Here is a 17,461-nt window from a genome sequence, read left to right on the forward strand (position 1 = left end):
CGCATTTATGAACCCATGCGGTCTTCATATCATCTGGCTCGCTTTGGCAGCCTTGGCCTGACGCTCCAGCTTTTTGAGGTTCTGGGCACGGAACGAAGGTTGCAGATTCGGCGACCTCTCCCAGACACCGGCTGTGTCGCCCGCACCCACACCTTCAAAAAACGCTCTCATTCGGCCCATGCGGTCCTTGTTGCCGATGGCCGCGTTCACGACCTCTTGCAAAGAACCGGCACCGGCTGGCCCCATAAGGGGCCGTGCGGAAATCAGGTTGGTAAAGTACAACGACGGGATGCCCAGCTCCTTGCCCTTTTGCACAACAGGCGTAGTGCCGATAGCCAGATCAGGCCGTATCGCTTCCATCGCGGCGCAATCGTCTTCAAGCGATGCGCGAAATTTCACCTTCACGCCCTTGGCCTCAAGCCATGCCGCATCATCCGCAGACCAAGAAGATTTCGCACACGCCGTGCCGACATAAGGAACGTCCGCGCCGCTTTCGATAAGCAACCGTGCAACCAGCAATTCCGATCCTTCGTAGCCCGACAGCGTAATCGTTCCGTTGATCGGTGTTGCCGCAAGCGCGCCCCTTATCGCAGGCAGGAACGCGTTTTGCGCCGCCGCGATCCGGTCTTTTCCGATGTTGAACGCATCCCCGATGTTGGCGAGCCACGCCGCCGTGCCATCATGACCAACAGGAGCAGATCCGATGACGGGGCGACCTGCGGCCTGAAACTCTCGTACCGAAGCGGTATAGAAGGGATGGATCGCAGCAACCGCACTGCAATCAAGTGCGGCATATAACTCGCGCCATTCGCGGCACGGCACAACCGGACCAGCGGCCAGACCCAAAGGTGCCAGCATCGCGCCGATCATCATCGGGTCTGCCGGAAACATCTCACCCAGCAAACTCACTGTCGGTCGATCAGAGGTCCCGCTTGCGGGCATGGCCACCGGGCCTGCTTCAATCTCACGGCGGGCATAGTTCAGCATCGCACCAGCCAGAACATCCTTGGCCTCTGCGTGGGTCGGCACACCAAATCCGGGCACGTCGATCCCAACAACACGCACGCCGTCAATCTCGTCCGGTAACAACCGCAACGGCACACCCGACGCCGTCGGCACACAAAGGTTCGTCACCACAATCGCGTCGAGCTTTTCAGGGTCGGCCACGTCATGGACGGCTTCGCGGATATCCTCGAACAGCTTTCCTGTTACCAACGTCTCGGAATTAAACGGCACATAACCGACCGACCGCCGCGCCCCGTAGAAATGCGACACAAACGTCAGACCGAAAACACAACAGGCGGAGCCGCTGAGGATTGTTGCCACCCGTTTCATCCGAAGACCCACGCGCAATGACCCGAACGCGGGACACATGGACTGCGGCTTGTCGTGCGGGCCGGTAGGATAATCCTTGGCGAATTGGTCCATCATTTCGGATTGGCCCGCATCGCGCGCTGCCTGCGCCATCGTGGTTCCCGAATGACAGCCCGTCCCGTCCTGCGGCGCATCGGAGGTTACCGGCTCAAGATCAACACCGCTTGAGGCGTCATCGATCACGACCGCCCCCGCATCATCATAAGACACATGATATCCCACGCGCTCAGACATCTTCGTATATAACCTCAAGCGAAACTTTGGGCTTGTTGAATTTGCCGCGCATGTCGGCATCGGTCGCAGGTTCCAGCACGACATCGCCGCCGGTTTCCGACGCGTCGAACAATCCCAGCAACCCGTCCTGATCAAGCGGCGTTGGCCGTACGGGCGGTGCTTCATGCACTTGCAACCCCAGCTCTGCGAACAGCGCACCCCACTGGCTCTCCATCGTGCCGACAATCTGATAATTTGCGGATTTCTTGCGCAGGTCATCGTCTTGCGGGATCGCCGCCAGCACCGGAATATCGACCGCCTTGGCAAAAGCCGCTGCCTCACCAGACCCGTCGTCCTTGTTGATTACCAGCCCCGCGACGCCCACGTTCCCGCCAAGCTTGCGAAAATATTCAACTGCCGAGCAGACGTTGTTCGCCACATAAAGCGATTGAAGATCGTTTGACGCGACAAGGATAACCTTCTGCGCCATGTCGCGGGCAATCGGCAGGCCGAACCCGCCGCAGACAACATCGCCGAGAAAATCGAGGAGTACATAATCAAAATCCCAATCATGAAATCCAAGTTTCTCCAACAGCTCGAAACCGTGAATGATGCCGCGCCCGCCGCAGCCGCGACCAACTTCGGGGCCACCAAGCTCCATCGCGAACACGCCACCGCGTTTGAAACAGACGTCACCGATCTGAACTTCCTCGCCCGCCAGCTTTTTGCGGGTCGACGTTTCGATGATCGTTGGGCATGCCTTGCCCCCGAACAGCAGCGATGTGGTATCCGATTTCGGATCACATCCGATCAGCAGTACGCGTTTCCCCTGCTCTGCCATCATGTGGCTGAGGTTCGCCAGCGTGAAGGATTTGCCGATGCCCCCCTTGCCGTAGATCGCGATAATCTGGGTTTTCGACTTCGGCTCTTCGGTGACGATGTCCGCGAAGTCTTCGTTCGCCTCGTCACGCAAGCGCTGATCAAAATCCTTGATCGTGCCGCCGTCCTTCAGGTTGGGGATATCAAGTGTCATGCGTGACCTTTCCAGTCGAGTATCATTTTAAGGCAATCGCCGTCGCTAAATGCGGTCTCGTAGGCTCGGGGTGCTTCTTTCGCGTCCATCCGATGGGTGATCAGCCCTGCAAGGCTCAGCGCACCGCATTCCACCAACGACCGCGTGGCAATCAGGTCATCGCGGGTCCACTCGGCGGCCACACGAAAACGGGCTTCCTTCATAAAGGCAGGTGGAAAGGCAAAGCTGATCGGCTGTGCGTAGAACCCCGCCAGAACAATCTCGCCACCTTTTACGATGCGGCCAATCAGATCGGCGATCACGGGCACGGAACCCGAAGCATCGTAGACAGAAGTATAGTCGCGGCGCGTGTCAGCATCGGGGTGGATCACTTCGTAACCTTCGGCGCCGGCACTGCGCTGCGGATCAATCTCCCAGACCGTGGGCGAAGGCGCACCCGCAGCAATCGTAAGACGCGCCAGCAGGCGACCCAGAACACCGTGACCGACAATCAGATCCGGCACAGCCTTGCCCTGTCCGGCCATTGCGTGACGCGCGGTTGCGGCCAGCGCAAGCAGCGCGCCTTCGGCTTTCAATTCTGGATCAATGCGGGTGACGCGGTCTGCGTCCGACACCAGCAAGGATGCCGCCCCGCCGAACAATCCAAACGCACCATCAAAACAATTCGCCCCCGGCACAAAGACGCGGTCGCCGGGTTTGTATCCGGTTGCGGCACCCGCCTCGACCACTTCGCCTGCGGCCTCGTATCCCGGCACCAGCGGATACCCCATTCCGGGGAAGGGCGGCATGTCGCCGGACCATAACAGCTTTTCAGTACCGGTAGAGATCCCCGAGTGGGCAACAGCAACCACAATGTCATTCTTTGACGGAGCAACCACCTTGAGACAATCAAGGCTCAGGTCGTGAGGTCCGTTCAGAATAACTGCGGTGGTTTCCATCAAGCTCCCCCTCATCACCCGCCTGCAATGCGGCCCGAAGGGACTCGCTCAGCAGGTGGCGTCTTAATGTAAGCTAAAACTGACAGTATATTGTGTCAACTAAAATGGACACTTATTCTTGGGCTTTGTGCGCCACCACGCAGGACGTAATGAAAGAACGACGCGTCCGAACAAGGTCGACCGATTGAAAACCAGCGGTCAGACAAAGCGCTTTGATCTGCGCGGCGCTACGTGTCTTGCCGGTTCCCATCGCGAGTGTATACAGCGCGAAATAGGCATCTCCGGCCTTTGTCGGTGTCTCACCGCCACTCATTGGCTCAGAAATAATCAGCCGCCCGCCAGCTGGCAGCGCCTCGAATATTTTAGTCAACAAGCGGGCCACGGTTTCGTCCGCGTGATCGTATAAAACCCGTATCAGAGATATCGTATCAGCGCCCATGGGAAGAGAATCGGTTCGGAACGAGCCTGCCTCGATTTTGGTTCTGGCCGTCAATCCATTCTTCGCAAACCGCTCGGTCGCCTCGGGCACCACAGGCGGCAGATCGAACAGCGTCAGTTCAAGCGTGTCGTACCGCTTGGCCACTTCAGCAAGGAAAGCACCCGTTCCCCCGCCGATGTCCATCAAACGGCGCACGCCCTTTAATGAAACAGCATCAAGCGTGTCATCTGCGACCAGCAACTGGCTTTGCGCCATCAGTTCCGAATAGGTACGCGCCAGCGCCGGATCTACATCACCTCCAAACACATAGGGCCAAAACCCCGCAAGTTCGGGTGACGTCTCACCTCGGAAGAAGGCAACGGGATCCGCAAGGTCACGATAAAGCACATCATGGTGACGGATCATTTCCTGCAATCCCGGCGCGCCGACAAGCGCCGCACCGCGTTGTGTCAGCGCATATCTCTTGTTTCGCTTTCTCCTCACCAGCCCTAGCGCAGTCGCTGCCCGCAGCAATACCTCCATCCGCGCAACCGGTACATCAGTGACAGCCGAAAGGGCACCACAGTCCATCGGCCCCCGCATCAGGCGCGCGGGTATATCCAGCTTGACCACTGCCAGCAAAACCTGCGAATGGCAAAACCCCGCGAGCAGATCGAACAGCGCTTCGCCCTCACGCCGCACCCGTCTGCGCGTGAACGGAAACCGCGCAGCCCATTTTTGGAAACCGCGCTTTGCAATCAGATTGTTGAGAGAAGGAAGCAGCCCAGTGCCAGTAGCCTGTTCCTCGGGGGCCGGGCTGTCAGCCATTCGGTGTGTCGTTGGGCTGCTGACCGGCACGCCACTTGATCGGGGTCAGAACTTCGGCCTGCGCCCTCACAAGATTTGCCAACATCTCTTCACCGGGGCATTTCGGGATGGAGGCAATCGCACCCGTCAGAATTTCGCGCATGTGGGCAATCGCGCCCTGAATGCCGAATTCGGTGACTGCATTGGGACGGCCATGCAGATCGTCCTGCCCGACAGGTTTACCCAGAGTATCCTCGTCATAAAGCGCATCGCGCAAATCATCGGCGACCTGAAACGCTTCGCCAATACGCGCACCCAACTCTTCCCAAGGTTCCGCATCTTCGCCAGCCGCGACCGCGCCCATTTGTGTCGCCGCCATAAACAATGCGCCGGTCTTGGCACGGTGGTAGGCGCGCAAGTCGACGTCATCTTCGCTTTCCCACCCCTGCCCCGCACAGATACCATTTGGCATGCCGGACCGGTTAGACAGAATTCCGATAAGCTTCGCCGCCTGCTCCGGATCGTGCAGCGCGGCCTTCGCCAGAACTTCAAACGCCATGATGATCAAGCTATCACCCGCGAGCACGGCCAGCGGCTCGCCAAACGCTTTGTGCACCGACGGCTTGCCACGTCTGGTGTCAGCATCGTCAAAACAGGGGAGGTCGTCGTGAACCAGCGAAGCGCAGTGCATCAATTCAAGCGCTGCTGCCGCGGCATCGGACAATGCCGGCGTCCTGTCTCCGCAAGCTGCGGCGACCGCCATCAGGATCGACGGCCTGATCCGCGCACCGCCCGGCGTGACCGTGTAATGCAGCGCCGATGCGAGCTTGGCGGGGGAGGGAGACGCCTGCCCCTGACGGATGGCTTTTGTGATGGCCGTATCGATCCGTAAGGCAAAATCCATGCGCGACTCTCCATGCTGCTTTCAGTGTAGTCTATTGATGACGGGCCATGTGTCAACTAAACTTGACACATGGAATCACTCAACGTCTGATCGCTATGACAGAAGAACGTCCTCATATTGCCGTTATCGGTGCCGGCATCGGGGGGCTTGCCGCAGCGCTAAGGCTCGCTCATAGCGGCGCAAAAGTCAGTGTGTTTGAGCGCCACGCAGAGCCGGGCGGCAAGATGCGCACCGCACCTTCGGTCGCGGGGCCAGTTGATGCAGGACCGACCGTCCTGACCATGAAGCGTGTATTCGAAGATCTGTTTGCCGATACAGGTAGCCGGATCGAGAACCACGTAACGCTTGAAGAAGAGAATATTCTGGCGCGGCACTTCTGGTCTGATGGCACGACCCTTGATCTGATGCGGGACCCGTCCGAAAGCCAGCAAAATGTCGCGCAGGTTTTTGGCAAGGATGCCGCATCGGCCTTCGCCGCATTCACGGAAAAGACCAGAAATCTATTTAGCGCATTTGAAGGGCCGATGATGCGCACGGCCGCGCCGTCCCTCGTGACGCTCTCTGCGCAAACCATGCGCCGCCCCTCCCTGATCCGCCAGATGGATGTGTTTCGCAGTCTCGATACCAACCTCACCCATCAGTTCAGGGAGCCGAAGCTTGTCCAGCTGTTTGGCCGCTACGCGACTTACGTGGGCGGCATTCCCGATGCATCCCCTGCCCTGCTTAGCCTGATCTGGCAGGCCGAAGCACAGGGTGTCTGGTACGTCAAAGGGGGCATGCACAAGCTGGCCGTGGCAATCGCCGACCGCGCCAAAGAATGTGGCGCAGTGTTCCACTATAACCACCATATCGAACGGATAGACGTAGAAGCCGGCAAACCGGTTGCTGTCGTCACCGACAAAGGTCGGGTCAGGGTAGACGCGGTGTTATTCAATGGCGACCCCCGCGCCTTGCAAAAGGGTATGCTGGGAAATGACATCCGCCATGCTGTTTCCGATAGCGGTACGGAACCACGCAGCCTTTCGGCCTATGTCCACAGTTTTGCAGCAACCGCCACCGGCATACCGCTTGCCGGACACAACGTATTTTTCTGCGATGATCCACACGAAGAATTCGGCCCGCTTTCGCAAGGGAACACACCGCGCCAGGCAACCCTTTATGTCTGCGCACAAGACAGGTTCGGCGGTGCCATCCCCGAAGGGCCGGAACGGTTCGAGCTTATCATGAACGCGCCACCGGTCGCGGATACAGCGGCCATCTCACAAGAGGAGCGACAAGAATGCCATACGTCGATAATGGAACGCCTGCTGCATTTCGGTCTGCACTTCAGCCCGCGACCGCCTGCAAACAATCTGACGATGCCCCAGAATTTCGCGGCTCTGTTTCCCGCCTCGAACGGCGCACTCTACGGGCGATCCCCGCACGGGATGATGGCGGCCTTCCACCGGCCGACCGTACGCAGCAAGATCACAGGCCTGTATCTGGTCGGCGGTGGGATACATCCGGGGGCGGGCATTCCGATGGCAACCCTTTGCGCGATGCATGCGGCAGAGGCGATCTTGAAAGACCATTCTTTGACTTAGACGTCCCCGCAGGCGGGTATGCTTGGTGGTATGTCGATGGCCTTTCTGATGACGGAAAACGCGCGGTTTCGGTGATCGGTTTCATAGGCTCGGTATTCTCGCCTTGGTACGCATGGTCAGGGCGCCACACCCCCGCCAATCATTGCTGTATCAACGTCGCAACCTACGGGAAAGGCGGGCGGTTCACGATGACCGACAGAGGAACCTCTGCTCTGCGCACGTCCCCCGACCAATTCACCGTTGGCCCGTCTTCCATGACATGGACAGGCAACGACCTGATCATCGACATCAATGAAATTTCATCGCTCCCGCTGGTGTCACGTGTGCGGGGACGGATAACCGTCACCCCGTCTGCCATCACGTCGGTTGAGCTTCCCCTGACCCCGGATGGCGCTCACATTTGGCGCCCCTTTGCGCCGGTTAGCCGCATCAAAGTCGACCTCGAAGCCAAAGGGTGGCAATTCGACGGCCATGGATATTTCGACAGTAACTTCGGCACCCGCCCGCTGGAAACCGACTTCAGCTATTGGACGTGGGGCCGATATCCCACCAAGGCTGGCGCTACATGCTTTTACGATGCAGACCGGCGTGACGGCACTACACTGGACGCCGCCATTGCCTTTGACACAAACGGCCATGCTTCTGTCACGGGAGCCCCGCCGCGTACCGGCTTCAAACGCACGCTTTGGGCGCTGCGCCGCGAGACCCGCGCCGACCACGGCACCACTCCGCGTCAGGTCAAACCGATGCTGGATGCGCCATTTTATTCCCGGTCTGTCGTTGAGACGTCTATCAACGGCGAAAAGACACAAGGCGTGCATGAGGCACTCGATCTCGAACGCTATGCGTCACCCTTGTTGAAACCGATGCTTGCTGTACGCGTCCCGCGCCGCGCCAAGTGGCGCTTTTGACGCGACATACCTACGGCCAGTTATACTTCCGTCAGGTGTCCGAGGGGATCAGCGGCGCTTCATTAGGGTTCAGACGCCAGACAGAGAAGTTGAGAGCGGCGGCGACAGTGACCCAAACAAGGTACGGCACGAATGCGGCACCGGCCCAAAAGTCGAGCTGAAAATGCGTCCATGTGCACCCCGCAACAGCAATCCAGAGCGGAGCCATCACAGCCAGTGCCCCCTTCAGCCGCCGAAGCCCGAAAAAAACCGGCGTCCACAATGTCGCAAAGGACGTCTGCATCGCCCAGAACGCCATCGCGTAGGCGTTGCCCTCCAACACAGCAACACGTGCACCCGCAAAGGAGATCAGCAAATAGATTGAGGTCCAGACCACCGGAAACATCCAGTCCGGCGGGGTCCAGTCAGGTTTCTCAAGGCGCCGATACCATGCGCCCGGCTGAAACACCGCACCGGTCGCGCCCGCAGCGCAACACGCCAGAAGGAAGAGTGCAAACAAGTAGAAGTTCATAACCGCATCCTGACGCGGCTCTATTCAGCCGCTATTTGAGAAGACTGAGACCGCGCGTCCAAATCAGACAACACATCCAGAAGCGCCGCCGTGCGCCCTTGAGTTGCGCCTCTTTGCACGTTCGCTGCCGCCTCTACCAGAAAGCGGACTTCAGGCAAAGGGGCCGCATAGATCACCGGCGATTGCGGCAGGACCATTGTACCGGCCGCACGCAATCCTGCCTGCATGACCCACCCGAGCTTTTGCCATTTGGATGTATGCGCCCGAAGGGTGATTGAATCGTAGCCATTGCGCCGCACACAACCGCCAATCCCCGAATAGACGTAACGCGCAGCATAGATACCTGACCGCGCCTGCAGTGGCAGCGCCGAAATACCGGCCTCCGAACGCAGATAAAGCCTGCGCGCTTCCGCAAGCAACCGGCGCACCATCCGCCGTGTCTCGATCGTCGCGCTGTCCTGCTGCAAAAACTCATCCGGCGAGAGACCTGCTTGGGCAATCCAGTCGAGCGGCAGATAGAGCCGCCCTGCCCTTGCGTCCTCTCCTACATCCCGCGCGATGTTGGTCAGTTGCATGGCGACGCCCAGATCACAGGCACGCGCCAGTGCATCCGCATCGCGCACCCGCATCAGCACACACATCATCGCCCCAACCGCAGAGGCAACGCGCGCGCTATAGTCTGTAACGCCTGACAGGGTCTGATAGCGCCGCTCTGCCGCATCCCAAGCCAACCCTTCCAAAAGCGCTTCGGGCAAGGCGCGCGGCATTTCGAATTCTTCTATGATGGCGGCAAAAGCGCGATCTTCCGGCGCGTTGCGCGGACGGCCAGCATAAGCGTCATCGAGCCGGTCGCGCAATGACAGAACAGCCCGCGCTTTGTGATTGCCTTCATCGACTTCGTCATCGGCAAGCCGGCAGAACGCATAAAGTGCCAGCGCAGGATCACGCACTTTGGCAGGCAGCAATCTAGACGCCGTATGAAACGAAAGCGACCCTGTTCGGATCACCGACCGGCAATGGTCCATATCGTCAGCGCGGATCATTCTGCGGCCATGCGTGATTGTGCTGCGCGAACAGGCGCATCAGGCACGAGCTTCCCCAGAACTTCGGCACTTGATACGACCCCCGGCAACCCCGCACCGGGATGGGTTCCTGCGCCAACCAGATAAAGCCCCCGCGCCTCTTCGCTGACGTTGTGCGGTCTGAACCAGGCCGATTGCAGTATGCGCGGCTCAAGCGAAAACCCCGCGCCATGAGGCGACAGATAACGATCCCGAAAGGTTTCCGGAGTAAAGACAAGCTCGGTTGTGATCCGCTCCCGAAAGCCCGGCATCATGCCCTCAAGAACCGCCGCCACTTTCTCGCGGTAAATTGCTTCCTCACGCTCCCAGTCCACCGCATCTTTCCATCCCAGATGCGGAACCGGCGACAGAATATAAAATGTATCATCACCTTCTGGCGCAGCTGTCGGGTCCGTCACAGAGGGGCGATGCACATAAAGGCTCATATCATCAGATAGCTTTCCCTTGATGAAAATGTCCCGCAGCAGACCTTTGAATCGTGGACCGTTCTGGATCGTGTGATGCCCTAGATCAGGCCACATTTCAGCGGTGCCTTTCGTCCCGAAATACCAGACATACAGACCCATCGACCACCGCCGCTTGCGGAGCTTTTGCACCGTCCAGCGGCGTTTGGCATGGTTGCGTAGCAAATGGTCATAGGTGTATCCCGCATCCGCATTGCTGATGACGACGTCAGCATCCAGCTGTGTGCCGTCGCTCAGGCGTACACCTTTTGCGGCACCGTCCTCGACCAGGATCTCATCAACATTCGTCTCATGCCGGATAACGCCGCCTTGCCCGCGGACGACATCGGCCATCGCATCGGCAATCGCCTGTACACCGCCCATGGCATAATGCACGCCGTACTCTTTTTCGAGATGCGCGACGAGCGCGTACATAGAAGTGACATGCGCAGGGTCGCCACCTATGAACAGCGGATGAAACGACAACGCCATCCGCAAGCGTTCGTCTTTCACACGCGCCGCTGCCAACCCGTAGATCGATCTGTCAGCCCGCAGGGCGGCAAATTTTGGCAGGACCTTTATCGTCTCCCACAACCGATGCATCGGTTTGGCGACCATACCCTCGAACCCGACAACATATCGGGCGCGGGAATCCTTCAGGAACCGCTTGTATCCTTTCAGATCGGTCGGACTGACTTTACTGACCTCGGCAAACATCTTTTCATCGTCACACGACGCCTTGAAGGATGTACCGTCCGGCCATCGCACCTCGTAGAACGGATCAAGCGGTCGCAGATCAACATCCTTATGAAAGTCACGCCCGCAGGCTTTCCAAAGACCCTCGAAAACGTGCGGGACCGTCACGATTGTCGGGCCTAAATCAAACCGGTGTCCGTTTTGCGTAATTGAAGAACCGCGCCCGCCCGCGCGATCAAGTCGGTCCAATACCGTAACGCTATAGCCCTTAGCACCCAATCGCATCGCCGCGGCCAGCCCGCCAAGGCCGGCACCAATAACAATCGCGTGGGATAGGTTTTGCATGAGACTCATCCTGTCAGGTGAATTAAGCGTACTACTGTCTAGTTTAGTTTACAACATTCCTGTCGAACCCCTTCCCAAATGCGGCCCAAAGTGTAAGCTTGATCTGACAGCCAAGGGGACTCGTTTTCAGTGAATCAGGTGGTCAGCCTAAGTTTTTACCGCTTTGACAGCGTGATGGCGCGGACGTGGGCCTTCGCGATGATGGGGCTTGCGCGGCCCGTCCTGGCACGTATCCCCGAGATCGGTTTTTGGAAACTTTGCGGATCGGGGTCCGGTGAGGGCTTTAATCTCAGGCCGAACATCAACGTATTTGCCATCCTCACAACCTGGCCTGATCTCGAAATCGCCCAGCGTATTCAAGGTACCCACAATCTGTTTGCACGTTACCGCAAGTGCGCCGCCGAAAGCTGGACCGTCTATCTCAACACCGACAGCGTCCGGGGCCAATGGTCAGGCACCATGCCTTTCAATGCAGCACCCGATACCCACAAAGGCCCACTCGCAATCCTAACGCGGGCAAGCGTGAAGCCGCGAACAATGGCGCGCTTTTGGGGGCGCGTACCCGACATTTCCAACGTCATCGGGAATGATCCGAACGTTTTGTTCAAGATTGGTATCGGCGACGTGCCGCTTTTGCATCAGGTCACGTTTTCGATCTGGCCGGACGCCGCTAGTATGAGTGCATTCGCGCGGACGGGGCCACATGCGGACGCTATCCGAAGCGTACGGCAAGAAGACTGGTTCCGCGAAGAACTCTACGCCCGCTTCACGCTCATTGACGATGAAGGCACGTGGGGCGGTGAATCCCCTCTCAAACCGATAGAGGTCTTATGAAAAACCCCTTCCCTTTCTCCGCGATTGTCGGCCAGACCGAGATGAAACAAGCTATGCTCTTGACTGCAATTGATCCGTCAATCGGCGGTGTGCTGGTGTTTGGCGATCGTGGTACCGGCAAATCAACCGCCGTCCGCGCCCTTGCCGCCCTGCTCCCCCCGATCAAGGCGGTCAAAGCTTGCCCGGTGAACAGCGAAACGTTCAAAGACTGCCCCGACTGGGCGAACGTCACCGGCAACGCAACCCACAAAATTCCAACGCCTGTTGTCGATTTGCCGCTGGGTGCCTCCGAAGACCGCGTGACCGGCGCATTGGACATAGAAAAGGCTCTGACACGGGGCGAAAAGGCGTTTCAACCCGGTTTGCTAGCGGCTGCCAATCGTGGATATCTTTATATCGATGAGGTGAACCTGCTTGAGGATCACATCGTTGATCTGCTGCTCGATGTCGCCCAATCAGGCGAGAACGTCATTGAGCGTGAAGGCTTGTCTATCCGCCATGCTGCGCGCTTTGTGCTCGTTGGCTCCGGCAATCCCGAGGAGGGTGAGCTACGGCCGCAATTGCTCGACCGGTTCGGTCTTTCTGTAGATGTGACCTCCCCCAACGATATTTCAGAGCGGGTAGAGGTCATCAAACGGCGCGATGCATTCGAGAATGACAACGCAGCCTTCATGCTGCGCTGGCAAGCCGAGGACGCCGCCTTGCGCGACCAGATACTGGCCGCCCGAAAGGCCCTGAAAAAGCTGAAGACGCCGGAAACCACTCTGCATGATGTGGCCAAGTTGTGCATAAAACTCGGCTCTGATGGGCTCAGGGGGGAGCTGACACTCCTGAAGACTGCCAGAGCTTACGCGGCCCTGCGAAACGATACCGCTCTGACCCGCGCCCATATTCGCGATATCGCCCCCATGGCTCTGCGCCACAGGTTGCGCCGCGATCCGCTGGACGAGGCTGGTTCGGGTACACGCGTGGTGCGCATTGTCGAGGATGTGTTGGGGTGACCCCATGGGAACGCGCCACCCTTGCCCTCACGCTGCTCAGGATTGATCCCGAAGGTCTTGGCGGCATTGTCCTGCACGCCCGCGCCGGCCCTGTTAGGGACGCATTTGTTGCGCTGCTACCCGCCACATCCATGCGCCTGCACCCCTCAATGTCGCAAGAGACACTCACCGGCGGCATCGATGTGGCTGCAAGCCTCACGGATGGCACACTTGCCCGTCAACGAGGCCTGCTGGACAGATCACATTCCGGATTTGTATTGACCATGGCTGAACGCGCCTCCCCGCTTTTGTCAAACGTTCTGGCTGGTACGTTGGATTGTGGCAGCGGAAACTGGGTTGTCGCCCTGGACGAGCATACCGAAGGCGAGGACCCACCGCCTGCTGCATTGACTGACAGGCTCGCGTTTTCCGTCTCGTTGCAAGATACGAGCCTGCGAGAGATATCCGAGATACAAGACATCAAACTGCCTTCGCGAAGGATCACGGTCCACGCGTCGGATCATATTGTCGAAGACTTGGTAACCCTTGCTGTCAGCCTTGGCATCACAAGCCTGCGCGCGCCCTCATTTGCACTTTCTGCCGCGAAGGCAAATGCGGCTCTAAACAGGCGGAATTTTGTAGCGCCAGAAGATATTGCGGTCGCGGCTGAACTGGTCCTTGCACCCCGCGCCACCCGCTTTCCTGAACAGCCACAGGAAGAAGCAATCCAAGACACAGCTCGGTCAGAGCAACCGGAGGATGATGCAACGACCGATCAGTCGGGCAGCGCGACAATTCCGCAAGACATCATCTTGCAGGCTGTACTCGCGGCACTACCCCCTGACATCCTGAAAAAAGCAGGCTCTAATCAGACTAAAAGCGGCACAGGAAGCGGTTCCGGAAACAAGCAGATAGGCAACAGACGCGGACGACCCCTCCCCGCCCGTGATGCAGGAACACGGCCACCCGATGCGCGGATTGATCTTGTGTCAACACTGCGGGCTTGCATTCCTTGGCAGATGCTACGCCGCAAAAACCAGCCCGAACGTCTGGGGCCGATCATTTTCCCAACTGACCTACGCTTCAAACGATACGAAGACCTGTCTGACAGGGTCCTTGTTTTTGCTGTGGATGCGTCCGGATCAGCCGCCCTCGCCCGTCTTTCAGAAGCGAAAGGGGCCGTTGAGCTATTGCTGGCCGAAGCATACGCCCGCCGGGATCACGTTGCGCTGATATCTTTCCGTGGCGATAGCGCAGAAGTTCTTTTGCCGCCTACGCGATCTTTAGTACAGACAAAGCGACGTTTGGCGGCGTTGCCTGGCGGGGGCGGAACGCCCCTCGCAAACGGTCTGAAGTGCGGATTAGAGACTGCTATGACTGTAAAGCGCAAGGGGCTGAGCCCGGTGATCGTTTTACTTACGGACGGCCGGGCCAACGTCGCGCTTGATGGAACCCCCGACCGCCACAAGGCTGGTCTGGACGCGAAAACGATCGCTGCACAAATTGCGGCACAGAACATCGACAGCATCGTGATTGATACCGGCAAACGACCTGACCGCAGCCTGAACGATTTAGCCCTGTCCCTGCGGGGACGGTATGTATCTTTACCCCGTGCAGATGCGCAAAGCCTCTCCGCGACGGTTAACCGCGCTCTCGATAGCTGACCCATGGACTGGGACAAACATTCGGGCCATTGGCCCCACGCGCAACACTCCAAATTCATCCTGTGCAAACCGCACCGCTGGCACGTGCAAGAGATGGGCGAAGGTCCGCTGTTGTTGCTTTTGCATGGTGCGGGCGGAGGCGTGCAGAGCTGGCGACACCTGATGCCGCTCCTTGCGAAGAACTATCGCGTGATTGCGATGGATTTACCGGGTCAGGGGTTCACAAAATGTGGCGCACAACAACGACTGGGGCTCATTCCAATAGCTCAGGACATTTCAAAACTTTGTGCAGATCAGGAGTGGGTTCCGGCAGCGATCATAGGGCATTCCGCTGGGGGTGCACTGGCGCTGCAAATGGCACAAGACATGACCCCTGCCCCTCCAGTTATCGGCATCAACGCGGCTCTGGGAAATTTCAAAGGCCTTGCGGGACTTCTATTTCCGCTTATTGCCAAGGCTCTTGCGATGACGCCCATGGTGGCACGGTTTTTCACGGCATCCACCTCCCGTAGCGGGTCAATCAAACGACTGATTGAGGGAACCGGCTCAACGTTACCGGATGAAGACCTGATTTGGTATCAAGCGTTGATCGGTGACGCCGGACATGTCGACGGGACCCTTGGCATGATGGCGCAATGGAACCTCGATCCCCTATTGCGGAAGCTGCATCAGCACCCCTCTGAAACTCTGCTAATCGTTGGCGATAGGGACAAAGCGGTTCCCCCCTCCACGTCGTTGGAATGTGCGGGGATCATGCCTGCCGCCGAGGTTGTGACCCTGCCGGAACTGGGCCACCTCGCCCATGAAGAGGACGCAGGGACCGTCCTGACCCCGATCTTGGCGTTTCTTCAGCAGAAAATTCGCTAAGATATTGAAATAAATTAGGAAAGCTGCTCTGTCCCCGCGGGGACAGAGCAGATACTCAATCCAGAGCCTTCAGAAATGCCTCAACCGCCGCTTCGAGCTTTTTGCGCTCAACACCGCTGAAATCCTGCTCAAGCCGCAGCTCTATCCGGCCATCAGCGACCGTGCATTTCGCGTCCCCACCGGGACGGTTGAGCCGGAAAGTTGTTTTGGCCGCACGCGCCTTCGGGGTCAGCGAAACTTTCTTTGCCGCCGGTGCTGCATACCGCGCCGCGAAGTCCGACAGCAATGCCTGCTCCTGCTCTGCCGTGCGTCCCTCCTCCGCACCGAGCATCCGGTTGAGCATGCTGCCGGCATCCGCATCTTCATCCAGCCGCCGGACAAGCTGAAGCCCCAACGCGCGGGGGATCGCGTCAACGTGTCGGATCCGCCCTTCGGTCGCTGAAAGCAGCCGTACAAAATGCTTGATATAGCTTCGCTTCTGCCTGCCTGATGAGGCGAACAAAAGCTCAACCGCGTGATCGTAGCCTTCAATATCGGATGCCTGTTTGCGGTAATTGATCGCGAGCTGTGCCATCTCCCCAAAGGAAACACCGCGCCGCACCAGGTTTTCATCGACCATCCTGCGGTAAAGACGCAGCAGGTTTTCGCCTTTGGCGTTGATCCCCGCAGGGATGCGCGCAAATGCCTCGTCGCCGGTTTCTTCGAACAGTTCTGCGTAGGCGGTGAAACGGCGAAAACCCTGGATCAGTTCAAAAACATCGCCGACCTGCTCAACCCTGATGGGGTTGCTCAGCCCGATCTCTTTGATCGACTGCTTGAGCTCGTCAATCTCGGGGTCACGGCCGGGTGCACGGTCGCGCACCAGCTTGTCGGTCCGGATGGCATCAAGCGGTACAAGATCGGTGATCAAACCCGCCTTCTTTAACCTTACATGCTCGTGCGCCAGCGCGTCGTTTTCCTGCCGGATGGCAGCCTCCGCCGATTGGCGGGCATTCAACGCTTCTGCATTCTCTGTGATCGCCGCCGCCATCGGGCCGCGCCGCTCTGTCCCCGCGGGGACAGTTGCTTCTTTGGTGACATCGACTTCTTCAAAATCAATGTCGAAAACGCGTTTTTTCTTGCTCATGCCTTATACTCCCCAACCTTGCTCAGATGGTGTCCCACGCTGTAATCAGATGCCCTTTGAATTCGTCATACGCCTGATCGAATGATGCCCGTGCCCGCCGCCATGTTTCGCGTGTCATGTCGCGGTAATCTGTCTCGTAGATCGAGCTAAGAAACCGGCCTGACTGCTCTACCGCGCGGGTCATCTCTATCGGGTGTTCGGCAAGCCTATCGCCAAAGACCTTACCAAAGGCCTGCTGCATCGCACGGTGCAAATCGTTGTTGGCCTCGAACCTCGTGATCAGAAAACGCACATCGGCAAACACCTTTGGCAAGGTGAATGTCCCTCCGGGAACCGCTCCACCAAACCGTTCAAGATCCTCCAGTGCTTCGGACAACTGACCGATAAAGGAGGTGGTGGAATCGTACTCCCAGTATCCCGGGCCGGACGGAATATAGAGGACATCCGCCGCAAAGACCGCGTTCATCGACTGGTAGCCAATGGCAGGCGGGCAATCAAAAATGATCATGTCGTAGGCATCATCGGGAAGTGAATCGAGATACCGCGACACTGCCGCGAAGAACGACCATTCAGGATTTAGATGCCGGTACTGTGCGGAGGCGAACTCCACAAAGGCGGCATTCGCGCAAGAGGGCAGGGCATCAATCGTCGGCCAATTCGTTGGCTTGATGAAGTCTGTGACACGCAGGTCGCTCAAGCCCATCTCGGTGATCTGCGATGGCAGCTTGCGCT

At 58.4% G+C, this 17,461-nt stretch carries 16 protein-coding genes; 6 read left to right on the top strand and 10 right to left on the bottom strand.

All coding sequences use genetic code 11. From position 1 onward, the window contains the following. Window positions 1-24: 24 nt before the first annotated feature. The 5 genes from bchY to Z946_RS0100905 all read right to left on the bottom strand — a co-directional run bounded on the left by bchY (window position 25) and on the right by Z946_RS0100905 (window position 5,687). Complete coding sequence (gene bchY, locus Z946_RS0100885; protein ID WP_025053866.1) at window positions 25-1,608, bottom strand: chlorophyllide a reductase subunit Y; 1,584 nt, start codon at window positions 1,606-1,608, stop codon at window positions 25-27. After that, window positions 1,601-2,620 carry a chlorophyllide a reductase iron protein subunit X gene (locus Z946_RS0100890; protein WP_025053867.1) on the bottom strand — a complete coding sequence of 340 codons (1,020 nt, stop codon included), beginning with the start codon at window positions 2,618-2,620 and terminating at the stop codon, window positions 1,601-1,603. Before Z946_RS0100890 ends, bchY begins: the two co-directional genes overlap by 8 nt. Beyond that, window positions 2,617-3,558 carry a chlorophyll synthesis pathway protein BchC gene (bchC, locus tag Z946_RS0100895; RefSeq protein WP_025053868.1) on the bottom strand — a complete coding sequence of 314 codons (942 nt, stop codon included), beginning with the start codon at window positions 3,556-3,558 and terminating at the stop codon, window positions 2,617-2,619. Before bchC ends, Z946_RS0100890 begins: the two co-directional genes overlap by 4 nt. A gap of 112 nt (window positions 3,559-3,670) precedes the next feature. Next, entirely contained in the window at window positions 3,671-4,804 is a 1,134-nt protein-coding gene (locus tag Z946_RS0100900; RefSeq protein WP_025053869.1) for a methyltransferase, read from the bottom strand. Further along, a complete protein-coding gene (locus Z946_RS0100905; RefSeq protein ID WP_025053870.1) occupies window positions 4,797-5,687 on the bottom strand; it encodes a polyprenyl synthetase family protein in 891 nt (296 codons plus the stop codon). The genes Z946_RS0100900 and Z946_RS0100905 overlap by 8 nt, the downstream gene beginning before the upstream one ends. 95 nt (window positions 5,688-5,782) lie before the next feature. Between Z946_RS0100905 and crtD the strand changes: the two genes are divergently transcribed. After that, complete coding sequence (gene crtD, locus Z946_RS0100910; RefSeq protein ID WP_025053871.1) at window positions 5,783-7,270, top strand: 1-hydroxycarotenoid 3,4-desaturase CrtD; 1,488 nt, start codon at window positions 5,783-5,785, stop codon at window positions 7,268-7,270. A gap of 71 nt (window positions 7,271-7,341) precedes the next feature. After that, window positions 7,342-8,181, top strand: coding sequence for a carotenoid 1,2-hydratase (gene crtC, locus Z946_RS0100915; RefSeq protein WP_081780744.1), 840 nt, complete (start codon window positions 7,342-7,344; stop codon window positions 8,179-8,181). Between the two features lie 31 nt (window positions 8,182-8,212). Here crtC and tspO read toward each other — a convergent pair whose 3' ends face one another. From tspO to Z946_RS0100930, 3 genes are read right to left on the bottom strand one after another with little or no spacing between them, the layout of a single operon-like run. Then, entirely contained in the window at window positions 8,213-8,692 is a 480-nt protein-coding gene (gene tspO / locus Z946_RS0100920; protein WP_025053873.1) for a tryptophan-rich sensory protein TspO, read from the bottom strand. A 20-nt stretch (window positions 8,693-8,712) separates the two neighbouring features. Beyond that, window positions 8,713-9,735 carry a 15-cis-phytoene synthase gene (crtB, locus tag Z946_RS0100925; protein WP_025053874.1) on the bottom strand — a complete coding sequence of 341 codons (1,023 nt, stop codon included), beginning with the start codon at window positions 9,733-9,735 and terminating at the stop codon, window positions 8,713-8,715. Continuing rightward, window positions 9,732-11,258: a phytoene desaturase gene (locus Z946_RS0100930; RefSeq protein WP_241461281.1), complete on the bottom strand. Its 1,527-nt coding sequence runs from the start codon at window positions 11,256-11,258 to the stop codon at window positions 9,732-9,734. Before Z946_RS0100930 ends, crtB begins: the two co-directional genes overlap by 4 nt. A gap of 129 nt (window positions 11,259-11,387) precedes the next feature. Here Z946_RS0100930 and crtA point away from each other — a divergent pair, with 129 nt between their 5' ends. From crtA to bchO, 4 genes are read left to right on the top strand one after another with little or no spacing between them, the layout of a single operon-like run. Further along, on the top strand, window positions 11,388-12,092 hold the full coding sequence (crtA, locus tag Z946_RS0100935; protein WP_025053876.1) for a spheroidene monooxygenase: 705 nt from the start codon (window positions 11,388-11,390) through the stop codon (window positions 12,090-12,092). Then, window positions 12,089-13,093, top strand: coding sequence for a magnesium chelatase ATPase subunit I (gene bchI / locus Z946_RS0100940; protein WP_025053877.1), 1,005 nt, complete (start codon window positions 12,089-12,091; stop codon window positions 13,091-13,093). Before crtA ends, bchI begins: the two co-directional genes overlap by 4 nt. Continuing rightward, a complete protein-coding gene (locus Z946_RS0100945) occupies window positions 13,090-14,736 on the top strand; it encodes a magnesium chelatase subunit D (protein ID WP_025053878.1) in 1,647 nt (548 codons plus the stop codon). The genes bchI and Z946_RS0100945 overlap by 4 nt, the downstream gene beginning before the upstream one ends. 3 nt (window positions 14,737-14,739) lie before the next feature. After that, window positions 14,740-15,603 carry an alpha/beta fold hydrolase BchO gene (bchO, locus tag Z946_RS0100950; protein ID WP_025053879.1) on the top strand — a complete coding sequence of 288 codons (864 nt, stop codon included), beginning with the start codon at window positions 14,740-14,742 and terminating at the stop codon, window positions 15,601-15,603. A 55-nt stretch (window positions 15,604-15,658) separates the two neighbouring features. Here the strand turns inward: bchO and Z946_RS0100955 are convergent, their stop codons facing one another. Together Z946_RS0100955 and Z946_RS0100960 are read right to left on the bottom strand one after the other, a co-directional pair. Continuing rightward, a complete protein-coding gene (locus Z946_RS0100955; protein ID WP_025053880.1) occupies window positions 15,659-16,729 on the bottom strand; it encodes a ParB N-terminal domain-containing protein in 1,071 nt (356 codons plus the stop codon). A gap of 22 nt (window positions 16,730-16,751) precedes the next feature. After that, a partial coding sequence (locus Z946_RS0100960) for a ParA family protein (protein ID WP_025053881.1) occupies window positions 16,752-17,461 on the bottom strand: 710 nt, incomplete at its 5' end.

The organism is Sulfitobacter noctilucicola (assembly GCF_000622385.1).
Taxonomy (GTDB): Bacteria; Pseudomonadota; Alphaproteobacteria; order Rhodobacterales; family Rhodobacteraceae; genus Sulfitobacter; species Sulfitobacter noctilucicola.